The sequence below is a fragment of the Citrifermentans bremense genome, assembly GCF_014218275.1.
Classification (GTDB): Bacteria; Desulfobacterota; Desulfuromonadia; order Geobacterales; family Geobacteraceae; genus Geomonas; species Geomonas pelophila.
Genome location: NZ_AP023213.1, coordinates 647132 through 662770, shown reverse-complemented (window position 1 = coordinate 662770; position 15639 = coordinate 647132). Strand labels below are relative to the sequence as shown.

The following is a 15639-nucleotide window of genomic DNA, read 5'->3' as shown; positions in this document are numbered from 1 at the left end:
GGCAAAGTATGTACCTACTGCAACGGTTACTCACCGAGAGCGCCGCCACCTTCCCCGACAACACAGCCGTCTCCTTCCGCAACCAGGAGCTCTCCTATGCCGAGCTCGAGGCGCAAAGCAACCAGCTGAGCGCACTCCTCAAACGGCGCGGGGTGGCGCGGGGAGACCGGGTCGGGATCCTTCTCAACAAGTCGCTGGAGTCCATCGTCTCCGTCTTCGGAATCCTCAAGGCGGGGGCGATCTACGTGCCGTTGGACCCGGCGGCGCCGGCCGCGAGACAGGCCTCCATCATCAGGCACTGCGGCATCGAGATCGCCATCGCCGCGCCGCAACTATTGGAGCGGCTTGTCGCCGAGGCAGAGGAGCCCCTGCCGCTTCGGGCAGCCATCGTCACAGGTTCTTCGGCGGGAGTCCTCCCCCCGGATCAAAGCGTGAGCTGCAGCGGCTGGAACGAAATGCTGGGCGAGAGCTCCGGCTCCCCTGCCGACGACGGTGTTTGCGGCGCGGCTCCCGCCTATATCCTGCATACCTCCGGCTCCACCGGCTCGCCCAAGGGGGTGGTGATCTCCCACCTGAACGCCCTCACCTTCGTCGAGATGGCGGCCCGCTTCTTCGGGATCTCCCCGCGCGATCGCCTGGCCAACCACGCGCCCCTGCATTTCGACCTCTCCATCTTCGACATCTTCTGCGCCGTGAAAAGCGGCGCCACCGTGGTGCTGGTCCCCGAGGCGCTCTCGGCCTTCCCGGTGCGCCTGGCGGACTTCATGCAGAACGAGGGGATCACGGTGTGGAACTCGGTGGCGTCGCTTCTGACCAAGCTCGCCGACCAGGGCGCGCTGGAGCGGCTCACCCTGGAGAAGCTGCGCCTGGTCCACTTCTCCGGGGACCTGATGCCGGTAAAATACCTGCAGACCCTGAAGCAGTGCATGCCTTCGGCCGCCTTCTACAACATCTACGGCCAGACCGAGGCCAACTCCTCCCTTTGCTTCAGGGTTCCCGACCTACTGGAGCAAGGAGAATGGAAGATCCCGATCGGGACCCCCTTCCCCAACTTCGAGGTTTTCGCAGTCGACGAGGGGGGGAAAGTGGTGACCGAACCGGGAGAGGAGGGGGAGCTGCATGTCCTGAGTTCCACCGTGGCACTGGGATACTGGAACGACTGCGGCAGGACCCAGGCGCAGTTCGCACCGGACCCGCGCAACCCTTCCGCCCACGCCAGGGTCTACAAGACCGGGGACCTGGCCCGCGTGGACGCCGCCGGCAACTTCGTCTTCGCCGGCCGCAGAGACCACATGGTTAAGAGCAAGGGGTTCCGGGTGGAGCTGGACGAGATCGAGATCGTCCTGAACAGCCACCCCGGCGTCAGGCAGGCGGCCGTCGTCGCCGTCCCGGACGACCTGGCCGGGAGCAGGATTGTGGCCTACGTCTGTCCGCGCGAGGGGGCCACGCTCGAACCCCGAACGCTCGCAGCCCTTTGCAGTGAACATCTCCCCAAATACATGGTGCCGGAGCTCATCAGCTGCCTAGCCTCCCTGCCGGTCAATTCCAACGGCAAGATCGACCGCAAGGCACTGGAACGGGCCTTTCTCGAAGGGGCTGCCGACTGACGCGGCGGGGCAACCCGCCCTCCCCTCCTTCCTCTCCCATTTATCCCTTCCCGCCCGCAACTCCGTTCGAGTCAAAGCTAATTAAAGTACAATTAATTGATTTCACGGAGAAAATTTGCTATCGTTCCGCGGCTTGAAACAAAAGTTTCCAAGGAGCGTCAATGTTACTGAAAGACATGGAGGACATCCGGCAGAAGGCCGACTGTCTGAAGTCCGCACAGGAAGTCGACGCTGCGCTGTCACGCATGGCGCAGCAGATAACCGAGCGGTTGGCGGGAACCGACCCTGTGGCGATTTGCATCATGAACGGCGGGCTGTTCGTCACCGGCAAGCTGGTGGACAAACTCCCCTTCGCGCTGGAGCTCGACTACCTTCACGCTACCCGTTACGGCGCGGAGCTGACCGGCGGAAGCCTGCTTTGGAAAGTAAAGCCGGAGCGGTCACTCAAGGGGCGCACGGTGCTCCTGGTGGACGACATCCTGGACGAGGGGGTGACCCTCGCAGAGATCGAGCGCTACTGCCGCGAGGAAGGCGCCGCCGCGGTCTACACCGCGGTGCTGGTAGACAAGATCCACGACAGGAAGGCGCCCGGCGCCAAGGCCGACTTCGTCGGTCTGGAGGTAGAGGACCGCTTCCTCTTCGGTTGCGGCATGGACATCGCAGGCTACTGGCGCAACCTCCCCGCGCTCTACGCAATGAAGGAGCAGAACTAGCATGACCTCCCGCATAGCAGCTTACTTCCAGTTCCAGCGCTACGGCACCGACATGAAGCGTGAGGTCATCGCCGGACTCACCACCTTCCTCACCATGGCGTACATCATCATAGTCAACCCGGCCATCCTGGAAAACGCGGGGATCCCGCGCGGCCCCTCAACCACCGCGACCATCATCGCCGCCGTCTTCGGCACCGTGCTGATGGCGTTTTTCGCCAACCGCCCCTTCGCCATCGCCCCCTACATGAGCGAGAACGCCTTCATAGCCTTCGTGGTGGTGAAGGTGATGGGATATTCCTGGCAGACCGCGCTCACCGCCGTCTTCTTCGCCGGGGTCCTCTTCACCCTGCTCACCCTGTTCAAGGTGCGGAGCTGGCTCGCGGAATCGATCCCCCTGTCGCTCAAGTGCGCCTTCGCCACCGGGATCGGCCTGTTCCTCACCTTCATCGGCCTGAACGAGACCGGCATCGTGGTGCTCGGAGTCCCCGGGGCGCCGGTGAAGCTGGGGGATCTCTCCCAACCCTCGGTGCTCCTGGCCGTGTTCGGCCTCCTCCTGACCGTGGTGCTCATCTCCCGCAAGGTGCTGGGCGCGATGATGATCGGCATCGTCGTCACCACCATCGCCTCCATCGCGCTCAAGGTGACACCGCTGCCGCAGTCGTTCGTCAGCCTGCCGCCCGACATCTCGCCGATCCTGTTCCAGCTCGATTTCGCCGGGGCGCTGTCGCCCGGCTTCTTCCCGATCATCCTGACCATCTTCATCATGGCCTTCCTCGACACGGTCGGGACGCTCCTGGGCCTGTCCATGCGGGCGGACCTTCTGGACGAGAAGGGGAACCTTCCCGAGATCGAGAAGCCGATGCTCGCCGACGCGCTGGCGACTGTCGCGGCGCCGCTTCTTGGGACCACCACCACCGGCGCCTACATAGAGAGCGCGGCCGGCATCGAGGAGGGGGGGCGCACCGGCTTCACCGCCCTCGTCACCGCGTTCTTCTTCCTTCTGGCCCTCTTTTTCGCGCCCCTTTTCACCGTGGTCCCGGCGCACGCCTTCGGCATCGCCCTGATCGTGATCGGCTCCTTCATGATCAGCCCGCTGGCGAAGATCGACTTCGACGACTTCACTGAACTGATCCCCGCCTTCCTGACCGTAGTGCTGATGATCTTCACCTACAACATCGGGGTCGGCATGACCGCAGGCTTCATCGCCTATCCGCTCATGAAGGGCGCCACCGGGCGCATCAAGGAGATGAAAGGGGGGATGTGGGTGCTCGCCCTGCTCTCCCTCTCCTACTTCGTCTTCGGGGCGAAATAATCCGTTCCATCCGCACTTTTGGTCCCCCTCCAGCAGGAGGGGGACGCTTCCTCTCCAAGCCAAGCTTCCTCATCCAATGAAGATTCCCACCCCAAGGGGAACTCCCGCGCAATTATTGAAAAAACTTTTTCCATCCTCTCATTGACAGAGACAAACCCTCCCCTATAATAAGTCAAAATTCTCTAACAAGGAGAGGAACATGAAAAAACTTCTGCTGGGATTTCTTCTGAGTCTTGCTGTATCAGGCGCATCTTACGCCGCCCAGGCTCACACCAACACCGGTTGCGGTCTCGGAACCTTGCTGTTCCAGAACAAGGCTGACAACTCCATCGTGCTGCAAGTCCTGCAGTCCACCACCAACGGCAGCTTCGGCTCCCAGACCTTCGGCATCTCTTCCGGCACTTCGGAATGCCAGCAACCGAGCAAAATTGCGCAAAACGAGAAGCTGAACGAGTTCGTCCGCGCCAACATGGACAACCTGGCCAAGGAAATCGCCATGGGCAAGGGCGAGACCCTGGACACCTTCGTCGAGATGCTGGGGGTCACCCCTGGCCAGGGCGACGCCTACAAGGCGACGCTGCAGGCGAACTTCAACAAGATCTTCACCTCCGACAAGATCGTCCTCGCCGAGGTCATCGACAACTCGGTGGCGGTCACCAGGTAGCACTCTGTTTCCCATTGGTCAATGCAGGGTGCACGGCGTTCGCCGTGCACCTTTTTTTTAATGCGGGCGAATGCCGCCCGACTTCCTGTCCCGAAAGCAGGTTCATTCCATGGCCATCACCCGCAGCGCCGTTTTCGCCACGCTCTGGCTCTTGCTCCTCGTTTCCCCCGCAGCAGCAGCGCCTCCCTCCCAGCCGGACCTCCTCATCGCCCGCGCCCGCAGCATGGGGCTTGCCTCCGAAAGGAACTGGCACATCCTCCTGCACTACAAGAAAACCTTTGGCGGCGGCTTCCGGAGCAGGATCTCGGACCCCAACTTCTTCCTCTCCCCGCAGGGGCGGGAAAACCCCGAGGCGGAACTGGAGGCCACCATCGCCGGGTTCTTCCTCCCCCGGACCGGTGACGGCGAGCACCCCATCTGCCGGTTCCCCGCAAGGCTCCAGTGGCTCAAGGATCGGCTCGGCATCCCACCGGGGGATCTCCCCGAGACGGCCTGCACGGAGCAGAAGGAGCTGCTGCAAACGGTCGACGCACGCTCGGCGGTGCTGGTCTTTCCCGTGGGGCACATAAACAGCCCGGCTTCGATGTTCGGGCACACCCTGCTCAGGTTCGACGGCCCCACCAAGAGCAACCTCATCTCCTTCGCCGTCAACTACGCGGCGGACGCGAACGACAAGAACGGGCTCCTGTACGCCTACAAGGGGCTTTGCGGCAAGTACAAGGGGTACTACTCCCTGATGCCATACTACTTGAAGGTGAAGGAGTACGGCGACCTGGAGCACCGGGACATGTGGGAGTACCGGTTGAGGCTCTCCCAGGAAGAAGTGGACCGGATGCTTTTGCACACTCTGGAGCTGGAGCGGATCTCGTCGCAGTACTTCTTCCTCGACGAGAACTGCTCCTTCAACCTGCTATTCCTGATCGAGGCGGCACGCCCTACCCTGCACTTGAGCGACCGGACCGGCCTCTGGGTCCTCCCCACCGACACCATTGAGCTCGCCAGGGAAAACGGGATCGTGGACGAGGCGGTCTACCGCCCGTCGCAGGGGGCGCGTATCGTGAAGATGGCCTCTCTACTTGACGCTGAAGGGCAAAAGGCGGCGCTGAAACTGGCGCAGGGGAAAAGCGAACCGTCAAAGGCGGCACGAGCCGGCGCGTCGGTGCAGCAGCAGAGGGAAGTACTGGACCTGGCGGCGGAGATGGTCCAGCTGCGGTACGCCCGCAAAGAGCTGGAAAAGGACGACTTCAACAAGCTGTACCTGAAGATACTGGCGCAAAGGAGCCGGATGGGCAAGGGGGAAGACGATCTGTACACGGTCGCCCCCCCGCCCCCTCCCGACGCCGGCCACGGGACCGTCAAGCTGGGAGCGGGGGGCGGCGTCCGGCGGGACGAGTGGTTCGGCGAGTTGCGGCTGCAGCCCGCGTTCCACGACATGCTCGACCCGGACCAGGGGTACATCCGGGGAGCGCAGATAAAGTTCCTGGACACGGCGCTGCGCTACGCGCCGGAGCATGACCGGTTATGGCTGAAGAGCCTGCACCTTTTGGACATCGCCTCCACCTCCCCCAGGGATCGCTTCTTCACCCCTCTCTCCTGGAAGGCGGCCGCCGGCTGGGACACCGAGGCGATGAAGGACGGCAGGGACTCCCTCATCTTCCGGGTCAACACCGGCGGGGGGTTCGCCGCGCGCTCCCCCTTCGGCGGGATCCTGCACGCCCTTGGGGAGGTGGACCTGAACGCGGGGCGAAGGTTTGCGGGGAACGTCGCAGCCGGACCGGGGGTGAGCCTGGGAGCACTGGAGCAGGTGACCGACTGGTGGAAGCTGCAGCTCAAGGGGGAGGCGTTCTACTACCTTTTGGGGGACGAGCGCGTGGCAGTCAAGGGAACCGTGGCGCAGAACTTCCGGCTGACGCGAAACGACTCGGTGAATTTGGAACTTAGCTATCAGGAGGTCGAGGGGCACTCAGTGCGGGAGGCGACGCTGCTCTGGAACCGTTATTTCTGATGTAGCCTACTGTCTGAGCGGGTCAGGTTGATCTCTCAGCAAAAGCCATTGACATAATTTTCCCGCCTGTGCATAATCTGAACAACATAACCTTCCCTAACAGGGATAGACGATAATACTCAACCATCCGCGAGGATGGGGCGGAAAGCCTACAGGGTCTCCCAGAGACAGCCGGGTTGCCGAAATATCCTTTGATATTCCGCTCCCGGCTTTTTTTGCGTTCTGGACCCAGCCGTTCATCTGACTGGGGTCCGGATGAGGAGGTATCGTCCATGTACTGTCACATACTCGGGCCAATCGGATCTATCTACCCTTTGACAGTCGTGCGCCGCAGCACGACCGCAGTAATGACAGTTGCCCCAGGCAAAGCAAACCTCGCCGGGCAGGACGCTGGGGTTCACCTGCACCGTTTGCCCCAGGAGATCTTTTTCTCCCCCAAACGCCCCGCAGCAGCCATATGGGGGCTATCATGGTGAGCGACGAAAACACCATCGCCATTCCCCAGCTCCTTTATGAGGCGGTCAGCCGCGGCAAGCGCGAGTGGGAGCAGACCTTCGACTCCATCCCGGACCTGATCTTCATCACCGACACCAACCACACCATCTCGCGCGCCAACCGCGCCATGGCCAAGTACTGCGGCATCCGGCCGGAGGAGCTTCCGGGACGCAAGTGCTACGAGGTCTTCCACAACCTGTCGTCTCCCCCGCCCTATTGTCCGCTCCAGAGCCTGAAAGAGGGCCGGGCGCCACGGGCGGAGGAAGTCGAGGTCGGCAACCTGGGCGGCTTTTTCGACATCTCGTTATCCCCTTTGTACAACGAGGAGGGGACCCTCGTCGCCTGCGTCCACGTGGCCCGCGACGTTACCGAGCGGAAAAAAGCCCAGGAATACCGGCTGGAGTTGGAGCAGCAGCTGCGGCAGGCCCAAAAGCTCGAGAGCCTCGGCGTGCTCACCGGCGGAATCGCACATGATTTCAACAACATCCTGATGATAATCCTCGGGCACTGCACGCTTGCCAAGGACAACGAATCCAGTGCCCAGATCATCAATCACCTGGACCAGATCGAGTCGGCAGGCAGTCGGGCCGCCGACCTTTGCCGGCAGATGCTTACCTATGCGGGGAAAGCGCCGCTGGTGCAGACGCAGATCCACCTCCCGGCGCTGGTACGCGACATGGTGCAGATGCTGCAGCCCGCGTTCAACAAGAAGGTGACGGTCGAATGCGATTTCGTAACCGGCCTGCCGAAGCTGACCTGCGACGAGGCGAAAATCCAGCAGATCGTGATGAACCTCGTGGTGAACGCGGCGGAATCGCTGGGAGAGCAGGGGGGCGAGGTCAAGGTGGCCGTACTGCAAAAGACGTTGCTCAAGGCGGAGCCGAAGGTGGATTGCTTCGGCAACCAGATCCCGCCCGGAGCCTATCTGTGCCTGGAGGTGGCCGACACCGGGTGCGGCATGGACCCGGAGACCCAGAAGCGGATCTTCGAGCCGTTTTTCAGCACCAAGTTCACCGGGCGGGGACTGGGGCTTTCGGCGCTAAGCGGCATCATCAAGTCCCATAACGGAGCGCTGCAGCTCCGCAGCACCCCCGGGGCGGGGACCACTTTCAGCGTCTACTTCCCCCTTCCCCCAGACACACACCCCGAAAGCAACGGCATCGCGCCCCCCTCCTCGCCGCCAGAAGCGGCAATGCTCCAAGGCACTATCCTTTTGGTCGACGACGAGGAGGAACTTCGTGCTGTAGGGGCTGAACTTCTCGCCAGCATGGGGTTCAGCGTGATCGCCGCCAAAAACGGCAGCGAGGTGCTCAGGATCTGGCAGGAGCGCAAGCGCGAGATAGACCTCGTGCTGATGGACCTGACCATGCCGGAGCTTGACGGCATCGAGACCTACCGCGCTTTGCGCAAGGATACCCCCTCGCTCCCGGTGCTCTTTTGCAGCGGGTACGGGGATCAGGACATCCGCCCCTGCATTGGCGAAGACGCCCACGCCGGCTTCATCTCGAAGCCGTACCGGTTGGACCTCCTGCAAACGGTGCTGGCGACCCTATGGAGAAAGGGCTGAAGGGGTCAGAACTGGATCTGGCAGCGCTTGGAGTCCCCTTCCACCTTGAGCCACAAAAGGATCTTCCTGGCCCGGGTGCACCAGTCCCGCACGTCCTTCTCGAAGGTGGGGCAGTTCGCCACCACCTCGAGCACCTCGCCGGGCTTCATCTTGGTGGCCAGCACTGTTATCTTCAAAGTCGGTTGCGGGCACTTGAGCCCGCGCGCATCGAGTACCTGAACGCTCATATTTCGCCTCCCGCGGATACTTTTTTCAATGGGCCCAGCATGCGCACCGACTCCACCATGTCGGTGACGAGCTGCGCGTACTTCTCCCCCTCCCCCGCCGAAACGTAGTCGAAGCGGCAGCGCTCCCGCTCGACCCCCATCTGAAGCATCACCCTGGCGAGCAGCGCGTGCCGCTGGGCCGCGCGGAGGTTCCCTTCCTTGTAGTGGCAGTCCCCCGGATGGCAGGCCAGCACGATGACGCCGTCGGCCCCCTGCTGGAAGGCCTTCATGATGAAGACAGGCTCGATCCTCCCGGTGCACATCACCCTGACGATGCTCACGTTGGGGGGGTAAGGCGTCTGCGCCAGCCCGGCCCGGTCCGCCCCGGCATAGGAGCACCAGTTGCAGAGAAAACCGATGATGCGGGGCTCGAACGGCTCCGCCGCCCGCCGTTTTTCGCCCTTGCGGGCGTTTATCGATCCCTTCATTTCAAGGCCCCCTCTATCTCCGCGAGGATCATTTCGCCGGTGAAATGCTGCGCCCGGGAAGCGCCCGCCGGGCAGGCGGCGACGCAGGTGCCGCAGCCGTGACAAAGGACGGAGCTGACGCAGGCCACCCCCTTTTCGCTGTCAAAGGAGACCGCCCGGTAGGGGCAGACCTTGAGGCAGACCCGGCACCCGGAGCAAAGTTCCGGATCCACGCTGGCGAAAAGCGGTTCGAGCCGCAGCTTGCGCCCCTCGACCAGTTCGCAGAGGACGGAGCCTGCGGCGGCAACCCCCTGCAGCGCGGCGCGCTGGATGTCGGCGGGTCCCTGGCAGGCCCCGGCCAGGTAGATCCCGCGCATCTTGCTGGAGGAGGCGTCGATCCTGCCGTGCATCTCCTCGTAGAAGCCGAACCGGTCCAGCGAAACCTCCAAAAGCGCCCCCAGCGCCCCGGCGTCCTCCCCAGGGACCACCGCCGGGCAGAGCACCACGAGATCGGCGCTCAGACTCTCCCCGCCGGCCACGAAGACGCGGGCCTCCCCCCCTTCTTCCCGCACCGAGAGCCCGGCGAGACTCCCGTACCGGGAGAGAGCGGTGCCGGGATCCTCACGGGCGGAGAGGTAGAGCGCCGAGGCCTCCTTGCCGGCGGCGGCGATCTCACGGTAGAGATGATGGATCCGCGCCTGCGGCAGCCGCGAGCGCAGCAGGCGGTTCAGCTTGAAGGCGTACTGGCAGCAGATCCCGGAACAGTAGGGGCGGTGCCCCTCGTCCAGGCTTCCCACGCAGTGGATGAAAAGGACCCTTTCCGGGAGTCCGGACGGGTCCCCGGCAAAGGGACCGTTGGAGGCAAGCATCCGCTCCAGTTCGTGCGCCGTCTTCACCTGGGGCAGGACTCCATAGCCAAGCTGCGGGAAAGTGGTGCAGTCGTAGAGCGAGGCGCCGGTCGCGACGACGATCGCCCCCACCTGCCGCTCCACCAGCGTCTCGGCGTCCTGGTAGCGCACCACGTCTGCTCCCATGGGGCAGGACTCGCTGCAGAGACGGCACTCACCCCCCTCGGTAAACCGGGTGCAGAGCGCCGGATCGAGGTAGGGGAGGTTGGGGAGCGCCCCGGGGAAGGCGAAGGCCATCGCCTTCTTCTCCCCCATGCCGCAGTCGAAGGGGTTCTTCCCCGCGACGGGGCAGGCCTCGACGCACTCGCCGCAGCCGATGCAGGTGGCCTCGTCCAGGTAGCGCGGCCGTCTTCGGATGGTGGCGCTGAAGTTGCCGAAGAACCCCTTCACCTCGGCCAGCTCGGAGAGGGTCAGAAGCTCGATGTTGCCGGCGTACTCGCCGTGGAGCAGCTCCCCCATGAGCGGCTCCAGCATGCAGGGGCCGCACTCGAGGTCGGGGAAGAGCTCCTCGTAGAGGACCGGCAGCCCGCCTATGGCTGGCCCCTTCTCGACGAGGACCACCTTGCGCCCCGCCCGGGCCAGGGTGAGGGAGGCCTTGAGCCCGGCAGGGCCGCCCCCCAGAACCAGCACCGAGCTCGCGACCTCGAGCTCCTCCCTCTCCAGCTCCTGCTGCAGCGCGACCCTGAGGAGCGCCCCCCGGATCGCCAGTACCGCCTTGCGCACGGCTTGCTCCGGCTCCTTGGTGACCCAGGCCACCTGCTCCCGGAGGTTCACCATCTGCATCAGGTAGGGGTTCATCCCGGCCTGCTCCAGCACCCGCATGAAGGTCGCCTCGTGCTCCCTCGGGGTGCAGGCGGCGATCACCACCCGGTCCGGCCGCTCGTCCCTCAGGTCCTGTTCAAGGAAGGCCTTCCCCTCCTCGGAACAGAGGAAGGGGTAGGTCTTGAAATAGGCGAGGCCGTCTTGGGCCAGCCCCAGGCGTACCTTTTCCGGGTCGACCAGCTCCGCTATGTTGCTCCCGCAGTTGCAAAAATAAAGACCGATCTTCATGAACGCTCCCCCGCCCCGCCCGCAGTCGCGGCGTCCCCCAGCCCGCCCGGGTCCATCCCGGGTGCTGCGGCTGCCATAACCGCCGCCACGGCCTTAGGCAGCGCCGCGCGCACCGCTTCGCTCAGCTCCTCGCCAAAGGTCTCCACGTCCCCCGCCTCCACCCCGACCAGCTCGACCAGCTCCGGCAGGTTAAGACCCAGCTCGCGCCCCAGCCGCAGCGCCCCCGCCAGGTCGCCGTCGTGGCTGCTGTGCAGGTTGCGGGTACCCCTCCCCTCCAGCGCACCGATGCGGAGCACGGTCCCGGGGGGAAGGCCCCCGGTCATGGCGTCCACGATCACGGCCCGCCGGTAGCCGGAGATCGCCTCCATGAGCCTGAGCCCTCCCGAGTACGCCTCCACCACCTCGACCCCGGTCCCCGCCAAGAGCTCCCGCACCGCCGCCGCCACCTTGATCCCGACGCCGTCGTCGGTAAGGATCGGGTTCCCAAGCCCCACCACCACGGTCCCCATCACCCGCGCTCCACTTCATGGACCACGGCGCCCGACGCGTCCCGGACCGTGACCTTGAGCGGCATCTTGCCGAAGGCGTGGGTGGCGCAGGAGAGGCAGGGGTCGTAGAGCCGGAAGGCCATCTCGATGCGGTTCAGCATCCCCTCCTCCACGACCTTGCCGCCGGTGATGATCCGGCTCGCCGCCTTCTTGATTGAAAGCGCCATCGGTGCGTAGTTGTTGGTGGTGCCGACGATCAGGTTGACGCGGGTGAGCACCCCCCGCTGGTCCGCCTCGTAATGGTGCGTGAGTATCCCCCGGGGGGCCTCCACGCATCCCACGCCGCGGCCGGTCACTGGGCCCGGCTTGGCGCGGAGGTCCGTCGAGGTGATCTCCGGGTCGAGGGCCAGTTCCAGCATCCGCTCCGCCGCGTAGAGGAGCTCCACGAGCCTCGCCCAGTGGGTCGCCAGCCGGGAATGCACCGGGAGGTAGCGCCCCCCGGTCCTGCCGCTCCCCAGGGTATCGAAGAAGCGCTCGAACTCCTGCTGCGCCAGTGGGGTCGCCATCTTGTCCGCGACGTTCAGCCGCGACAAGGGGGACGCGGTGTAGACCCCGCTTCCCGGTCCGTCCACCACCCCCTGCCACCCCACCTTTTTCAGGTAGGGGAACTTCAGGTAGCTCCAGGGGACCACCCGCTCCGCGATCTGCTCCGCGTACTGGTCCGGGTGGTAGCGCGAGAGCTCCGAGCCGTCGGGAGAGACGACGCGCACCGTGCCGTCGTAGAGGTTCGGCCGTCCCTCGCCGTCCACGAGCCCCATGTAGTAGGTCCTGTGGGTGTAGGTTTCGGAGCCGAGGAGCTCGCGGTAGACGGGGTTTTTCAGCACCAGGTCGTCGAAGAGCTTCAGGGTGAAGCGCGCGAACTCCACGTTCTTCCGCGCACTCGCGACGATCTCGTCCCTCTCGGCGTGGCTGATCGGGCGGCTCCACCCCCCGGGGATCCCCGCGACCGGGTGGATGCTCCGCCCCCCCACGGTCTTGATCACCTGGTGGTTCCTGGCGCGGCAGGCGATCACCTCCTTCCCCACGTCGAGCCCCACCTTCCTGATCACCCCCAGCATGTTCCGCTCCGCGGGGGGAGCGTCGGGGCCGATGATGAAGTCAGGCCCCCCCAGCGCGTAGAAGTGGGTGGTATGGTCGGTGACGAAGAAGGCGCAGTAGAGGAGCTCGCGCAGTTTTTTCGCGGCGGGAGGCGGGTCCGCGGCAAAGAGGGCGTCAAGGGCCTTGGAGGCCGCCATGTGGTGCGCCTCCGGGCAGACGCCACAGATGCGGTTGGTGATGAGGGGCATCTCCTCGGCCATGCGCCCCACGCAGAACTGCTCGAAGCCGCGCAGCTCCGGCACCTGGAAGAAGGCTTCCGCCACCTCCCCTGCCGCGTCCAGGAAGATCTCGATCTTCCCGTGCCCCTCGAGCCTCGTGATCGGGTCGATGCTGATGCGGGTCATCTTTTCACCCTCCCCCCCAGGACCGATCCCGGCAGGGTGTACTTGTAGAGGAGCCCGGCGTAGTCGGGGACCTGGTCCAGGAACTCCTCAAGGCGGAGGGCCAGCTCCTTCTCCCCTTTCCCCCTGTGCTCCCCGGGGTCGATGATGGAACCCAGGGCGGCGATCATGGCGCCCCCCTGGTCGGCCACCCCTTCCGGGGGGCCGTAGCAGCCGCTGCAGGGCATGTTGGCGTCGGGACAGGGAGCGCCGCAGCCCCCCCTCGTGGCGACGCCGAGGCATATCATCCCCTGCTCCAGGAGGCACTTCCCGTCCACAGGCTCGATCTCGTGGTTGCGGTAGAGCCGCCCGATGCTCTTGTCCTCCTTGGTGCGCGCGCAGTCGCGGCAGACCGTCCCCTCCCCCGCCCCGAGGAAGCTCCCGGGAGCGGGGAGCTCGCCCAGTATGACCGCCTCAAGCGCGTTCCAGAGCTGGTGCGATTCCGGCGGGCAGCCCGGGATCAGGTAGTCCACCGGGACTACCTCCCGCAGGGTCTTCACCCGCGGCAGCAGGGAGGGAAGCTCCAGCGCGCCCAGGGGGGTGAGAGAGGAGCCGACCGGGAGCGTCCCCTGCGGGTTGTCCAGGGTGGGGCTGTCGAGGTAGACCCCCTCGATGAGCTCCTCCCGGCTCCGCAGGTTGGCGAGCCCCGGGATGCACCCCTCCACCGCGCAACTCCCGGTCGCGATCAGAAGGCGAGACTTCCTCCTCAAAAGGCGCGCCATCTCCTCGTTCTCCGAGCTGCGCAGGGCGCCGTTGAAGAGGGTCACCGCGATCGCCCCGTCGGGGAGCGCCTCGACATCCTTCTTCTTGGTGTCCAAGAGGCAGGGGCAGAACATGAAGTCGAAGGCGGCGTCGACATCGAGTATCCGCTCGTGCAGGTTCACCAGCGCGATCTCGCACCCCCCGCAGGACGCCCCCCAGTACATGGCTAGCTTCGGCTTTCCGGGCTTTCCCCCCCCTCGCCCGCCGGTCACTTGCCGGCCTCCACGCGGTTGCGCCCGAGCTTCTTCGCCTCGTAGAGCGCCTCGTCCGCCGCGGCGCAGAGCCTGTCCCCCTTCTTGTGGGTGGCAAGCGCCGCCACGCCGCAGCTGAAGGTGGCCTGGAACGATTCCCCCCCGGCCGGGAACTGGATGGCCCCGAAGCTCTCCCGCAGCTGGTCCAGCCGTTCCCGCGCCGCGGCGAGGTCGCATCCGGGGAGTATCAGGGCGAACTCCTCGCCGCCGTAGCGGCCGATCGAGTCGGTCTTCGCGAGCCTGGTGCGCAGGAACTTGGCCAGCGTCACCAGCACGCGGTCCCCGGTGGGGTGGCCGTACTTGTCGTTGATCTCCTTGAAGCGGTCCATGTCGAGCATGGCGAAGCAGAGGTCCCCCTCGTTCTCGGCGATCGCCCCGTCGAGTTTCGCCTTGATCGCCGTGTGGTTGAGAAGCCCGGTCATGCTGTCCCGGACCATCAGCGAGCGGAGCACCTTCATCCTCTCGGCACGCACCGCGACTGCCGAGATCAGGTGCTCGGGCTTGATCGGCTTGGTAAGGAACTCGTCCCCCCCCATGCGCATGGCGTTTCTGTGCAGGTCGGTGTCGGTCTCGGTCGAGAGGAAGACGATCGGGATGCTGACGCAGTCCCCCGACTGCCGGATCGTCTTGGCGAGCTCCATCCCGTTGCAGCCCGGCATGTTCATGTCGGTCAGGATCAGGTCCGGCTTGAACTCCTGGAGGCTCCCCATGGCCAGCAGGGGGTCGTTGATCTGCCTGGTCACCATCCCCACCCCTTCGAGGATGGTGGAGTACAGCTCCAGGAGGTGGGCGTCGTCGTCCACGATCATGATCCGGTACGGCTCCGGCGGCTCCACCGTGGTGAGCTTCGTTAGGACGGAGCAGAGGTCGATGGCGTTGACCGGCTTGACGAAGTAGGCGCTGGAGCCCGCCCGGACCGCGGAAAGGCGGTACGAGAAGTCGTCGACCGAGGAGACGAACACGGCGGGTATCGGCGCTTTCCGTTCGGACTGGATCTTCGCCACCATGTCGGCGCCGGCAAGCGGCCTCCCCGAGAACATCATGTCCATGACGATGGCGTCCGGAGGCGAGTTCTGCACCGCCTGGTAGAGCTGCTCCACGTCGGGAAAGGCCATGGTGCGGAAGCCGAAACAGCCGATCTGGGTGGAGAGGGCCATGCGCTGGAAGGAGTCGTCCTCACAGAGATACACCACCTTCTCCTCGCGGCAGGCCGCGTTCTCCGAGGCCGCCACCAGGTCCAGCGCCTGCAGGTCGGCAGCCTCCTGGCACTCCAGCTCAGCCGCCGCCCGCTCGATGGCGGCAAGCTGCCCCCGCAACTGGGGCACCAGCCTCTTGGCCGGCAGCGGCTCGACGTACATCGCCTCCTTGGCCAGTTGCTCCCCGACCGCCGCGGCGGCGCTCACCCCCTTAAGCCCGAAGGAGGCGCTCCCCCCCCTGAGGGTGTGGATGGAGCGGTGCAGCCCCTGCAAGTGCTCGAAGTCCGGCTTCTCCTCGAAGTCGTCGAGCGCTGTCCGCAGCGCCTCCAGCTGGGCCGGGAGCTGCTTCAGGAAGGCCTCCCGTATCCGTTTCAGCCTCGCGGCCGTTGAAACCCCTTGTGTCGTCATGG

At 65.1% G+C, this 15639-nt stretch carries 13 protein-coding genes and 1 riboswitch; of the genes, 6 read left to right on the top strand and 7 right to left on the bottom strand.

Features of this window, described 5'->3' with window-relative positions; translation table 11 throughout:
* Nucleotides 1-8: 8 nt before the first annotated feature.
* From GEOBRER4_RS02775 to GEOBRER4_RS02750, 6 genes are all read left to right on the top strand, one after another.
* Complete coding sequence (locus GEOBRER4_RS02775) at nt 9-1607, top strand: amino acid adenylation domain-containing protein (protein ID WP_185244137.1); 1599 nt, start codon at nt 9-11, stop codon at nt 1605-1607.
* A 161-nt stretch (nt 1608-1768) separates the two neighbouring features.
* Nucleotides 1769-2320 (top strand): hypoxanthine-guanine phosphoribosyltransferase, encoded by a 552-nt coding sequence (locus GEOBRER4_RS02770; RefSeq protein WP_085813978.1) that lies wholly within the window; start codon nt 1769-1771, stop codon nt 2318-2320.
* 1 nt (nt 2321) lies between these two features.
* Nucleotides 2322-3632 (top strand): NCS2 family permease, encoded by a 1311-nt coding sequence (locus tag GEOBRER4_RS02765; RefSeq protein ID WP_185244136.1) that lies wholly within the window; start codon nt 2322-2324, stop codon nt 3630-3632.
* A 199-nt stretch (nt 3633-3831) separates the two neighbouring features.
* Nucleotides 3832-4296 carry a DUF3015 family protein gene (locus GEOBRER4_RS02760; protein ID WP_185244135.1) on the top strand — a complete coding sequence of 155 codons (465 nt, stop codon included), beginning with the start codon at nt 3832-3834 and terminating at the stop codon, nt 4294-4296.
* A gap of 70 nt (nt 4297-4366) precedes the next feature.
* A complete protein-coding gene (locus GEOBRER4_RS02755; RefSeq protein ID WP_226377872.1) occupies nt 4367-6301 on the top strand; it encodes an Lnb N-terminal periplasmic domain-containing protein in 1935 nt (644 codons plus the stop codon).
* A 107-nt stretch (nt 6302-6408) separates the two neighbouring features.
* Nucleotides 6409-6485: riboswitch (cyclic di-GMP riboswitch) on the top strand.
* 285 nt (nt 6486-6770) lie between these two features.
* Complete coding sequence (locus tag GEOBRER4_RS02750) at nt 6771-8363, top strand: hybrid sensor histidine kinase/response regulator (protein ID WP_185244134.1); 1593 nt, start codon at nt 6771-6773, stop codon at nt 8361-8363.
* A 5-nt stretch (nt 8364-8368) separates the two neighbouring features.
* Here the strand turns inward: GEOBRER4_RS02750 and GEOBRER4_RS02745 are convergent, their stop codons facing one another.
* From GEOBRER4_RS02745 to GEOBRER4_RS02715, 7 genes are read right to left on the bottom strand one after another with little or no spacing between them, the layout of a single operon-like run.
* The gene (locus GEOBRER4_RS02745; protein WP_085813983.1) at nt 8369-8590 is read right to left on the bottom strand and encodes a sulfurtransferase TusA family protein; all 222 of its coding nucleotides are present in this window, start codon (nt 8588-8590) and stop codon (nt 8369-8371) included.
* Nucleotides 8587-9057: a hydrogenase iron-sulfur subunit gene (locus GEOBRER4_RS02740; protein WP_185244133.1), complete on the bottom strand. Its 471-nt coding sequence runs from the start codon at nt 9055-9057 to the stop codon at nt 8587-8589. The genes GEOBRER4_RS02745 and GEOBRER4_RS02740 overlap by 4 nt, the downstream gene beginning before the upstream one ends.
* Entirely contained in the window at nt 9054-10994 is a 1941-nt protein-coding gene (locus GEOBRER4_RS02735; protein ID WP_185244132.1) for a CoB--CoM heterodisulfide reductase iron-sulfur subunit A family protein, read from the bottom strand. The genes GEOBRER4_RS02740 and GEOBRER4_RS02735 overlap by 4 nt, the downstream gene beginning before the upstream one ends.
* Nucleotides 10991-11503, bottom strand: a complete 513-nt coding sequence (locus GEOBRER4_RS02730) for a hydrogenase maturation protease (RefSeq protein ID WP_185245272.1) — start codon at nt 11501-11503, stop codon at nt 10991-10993. Before GEOBRER4_RS02730 ends, GEOBRER4_RS02735 begins: the two co-directional genes overlap by 4 nt.
* Complete coding sequence (locus tag GEOBRER4_RS02725) at nt 11503-12984, bottom strand: Ni/Fe hydrogenase subunit alpha (RefSeq protein ID WP_185244131.1); 1482 nt, start codon at nt 12982-12984, stop codon at nt 11503-11505. Before GEOBRER4_RS02725 ends, GEOBRER4_RS02730 begins: the two co-directional genes overlap by 1 nt.
* Nucleotides 12981-13994 (bottom strand): NADH-quinone oxidoreductase subunit B family protein, encoded by a 1014-nt coding sequence (locus GEOBRER4_RS02720; protein WP_197971392.1) that lies wholly within the window; start codon nt 13992-13994, stop codon nt 12981-12983. Before GEOBRER4_RS02720 ends, GEOBRER4_RS02725 begins: the two co-directional genes overlap by 4 nt.
* A complete protein-coding gene (locus GEOBRER4_RS02715; protein ID WP_185244130.1) occupies nt 13991-15637 on the bottom strand; it encodes a response regulator in 1647 nt (548 codons plus the stop codon). Before GEOBRER4_RS02715 ends, GEOBRER4_RS02720 begins: the two co-directional genes overlap by 4 nt.
* Nucleotides 15638-15639 lie beyond the last annotated feature (2 nt).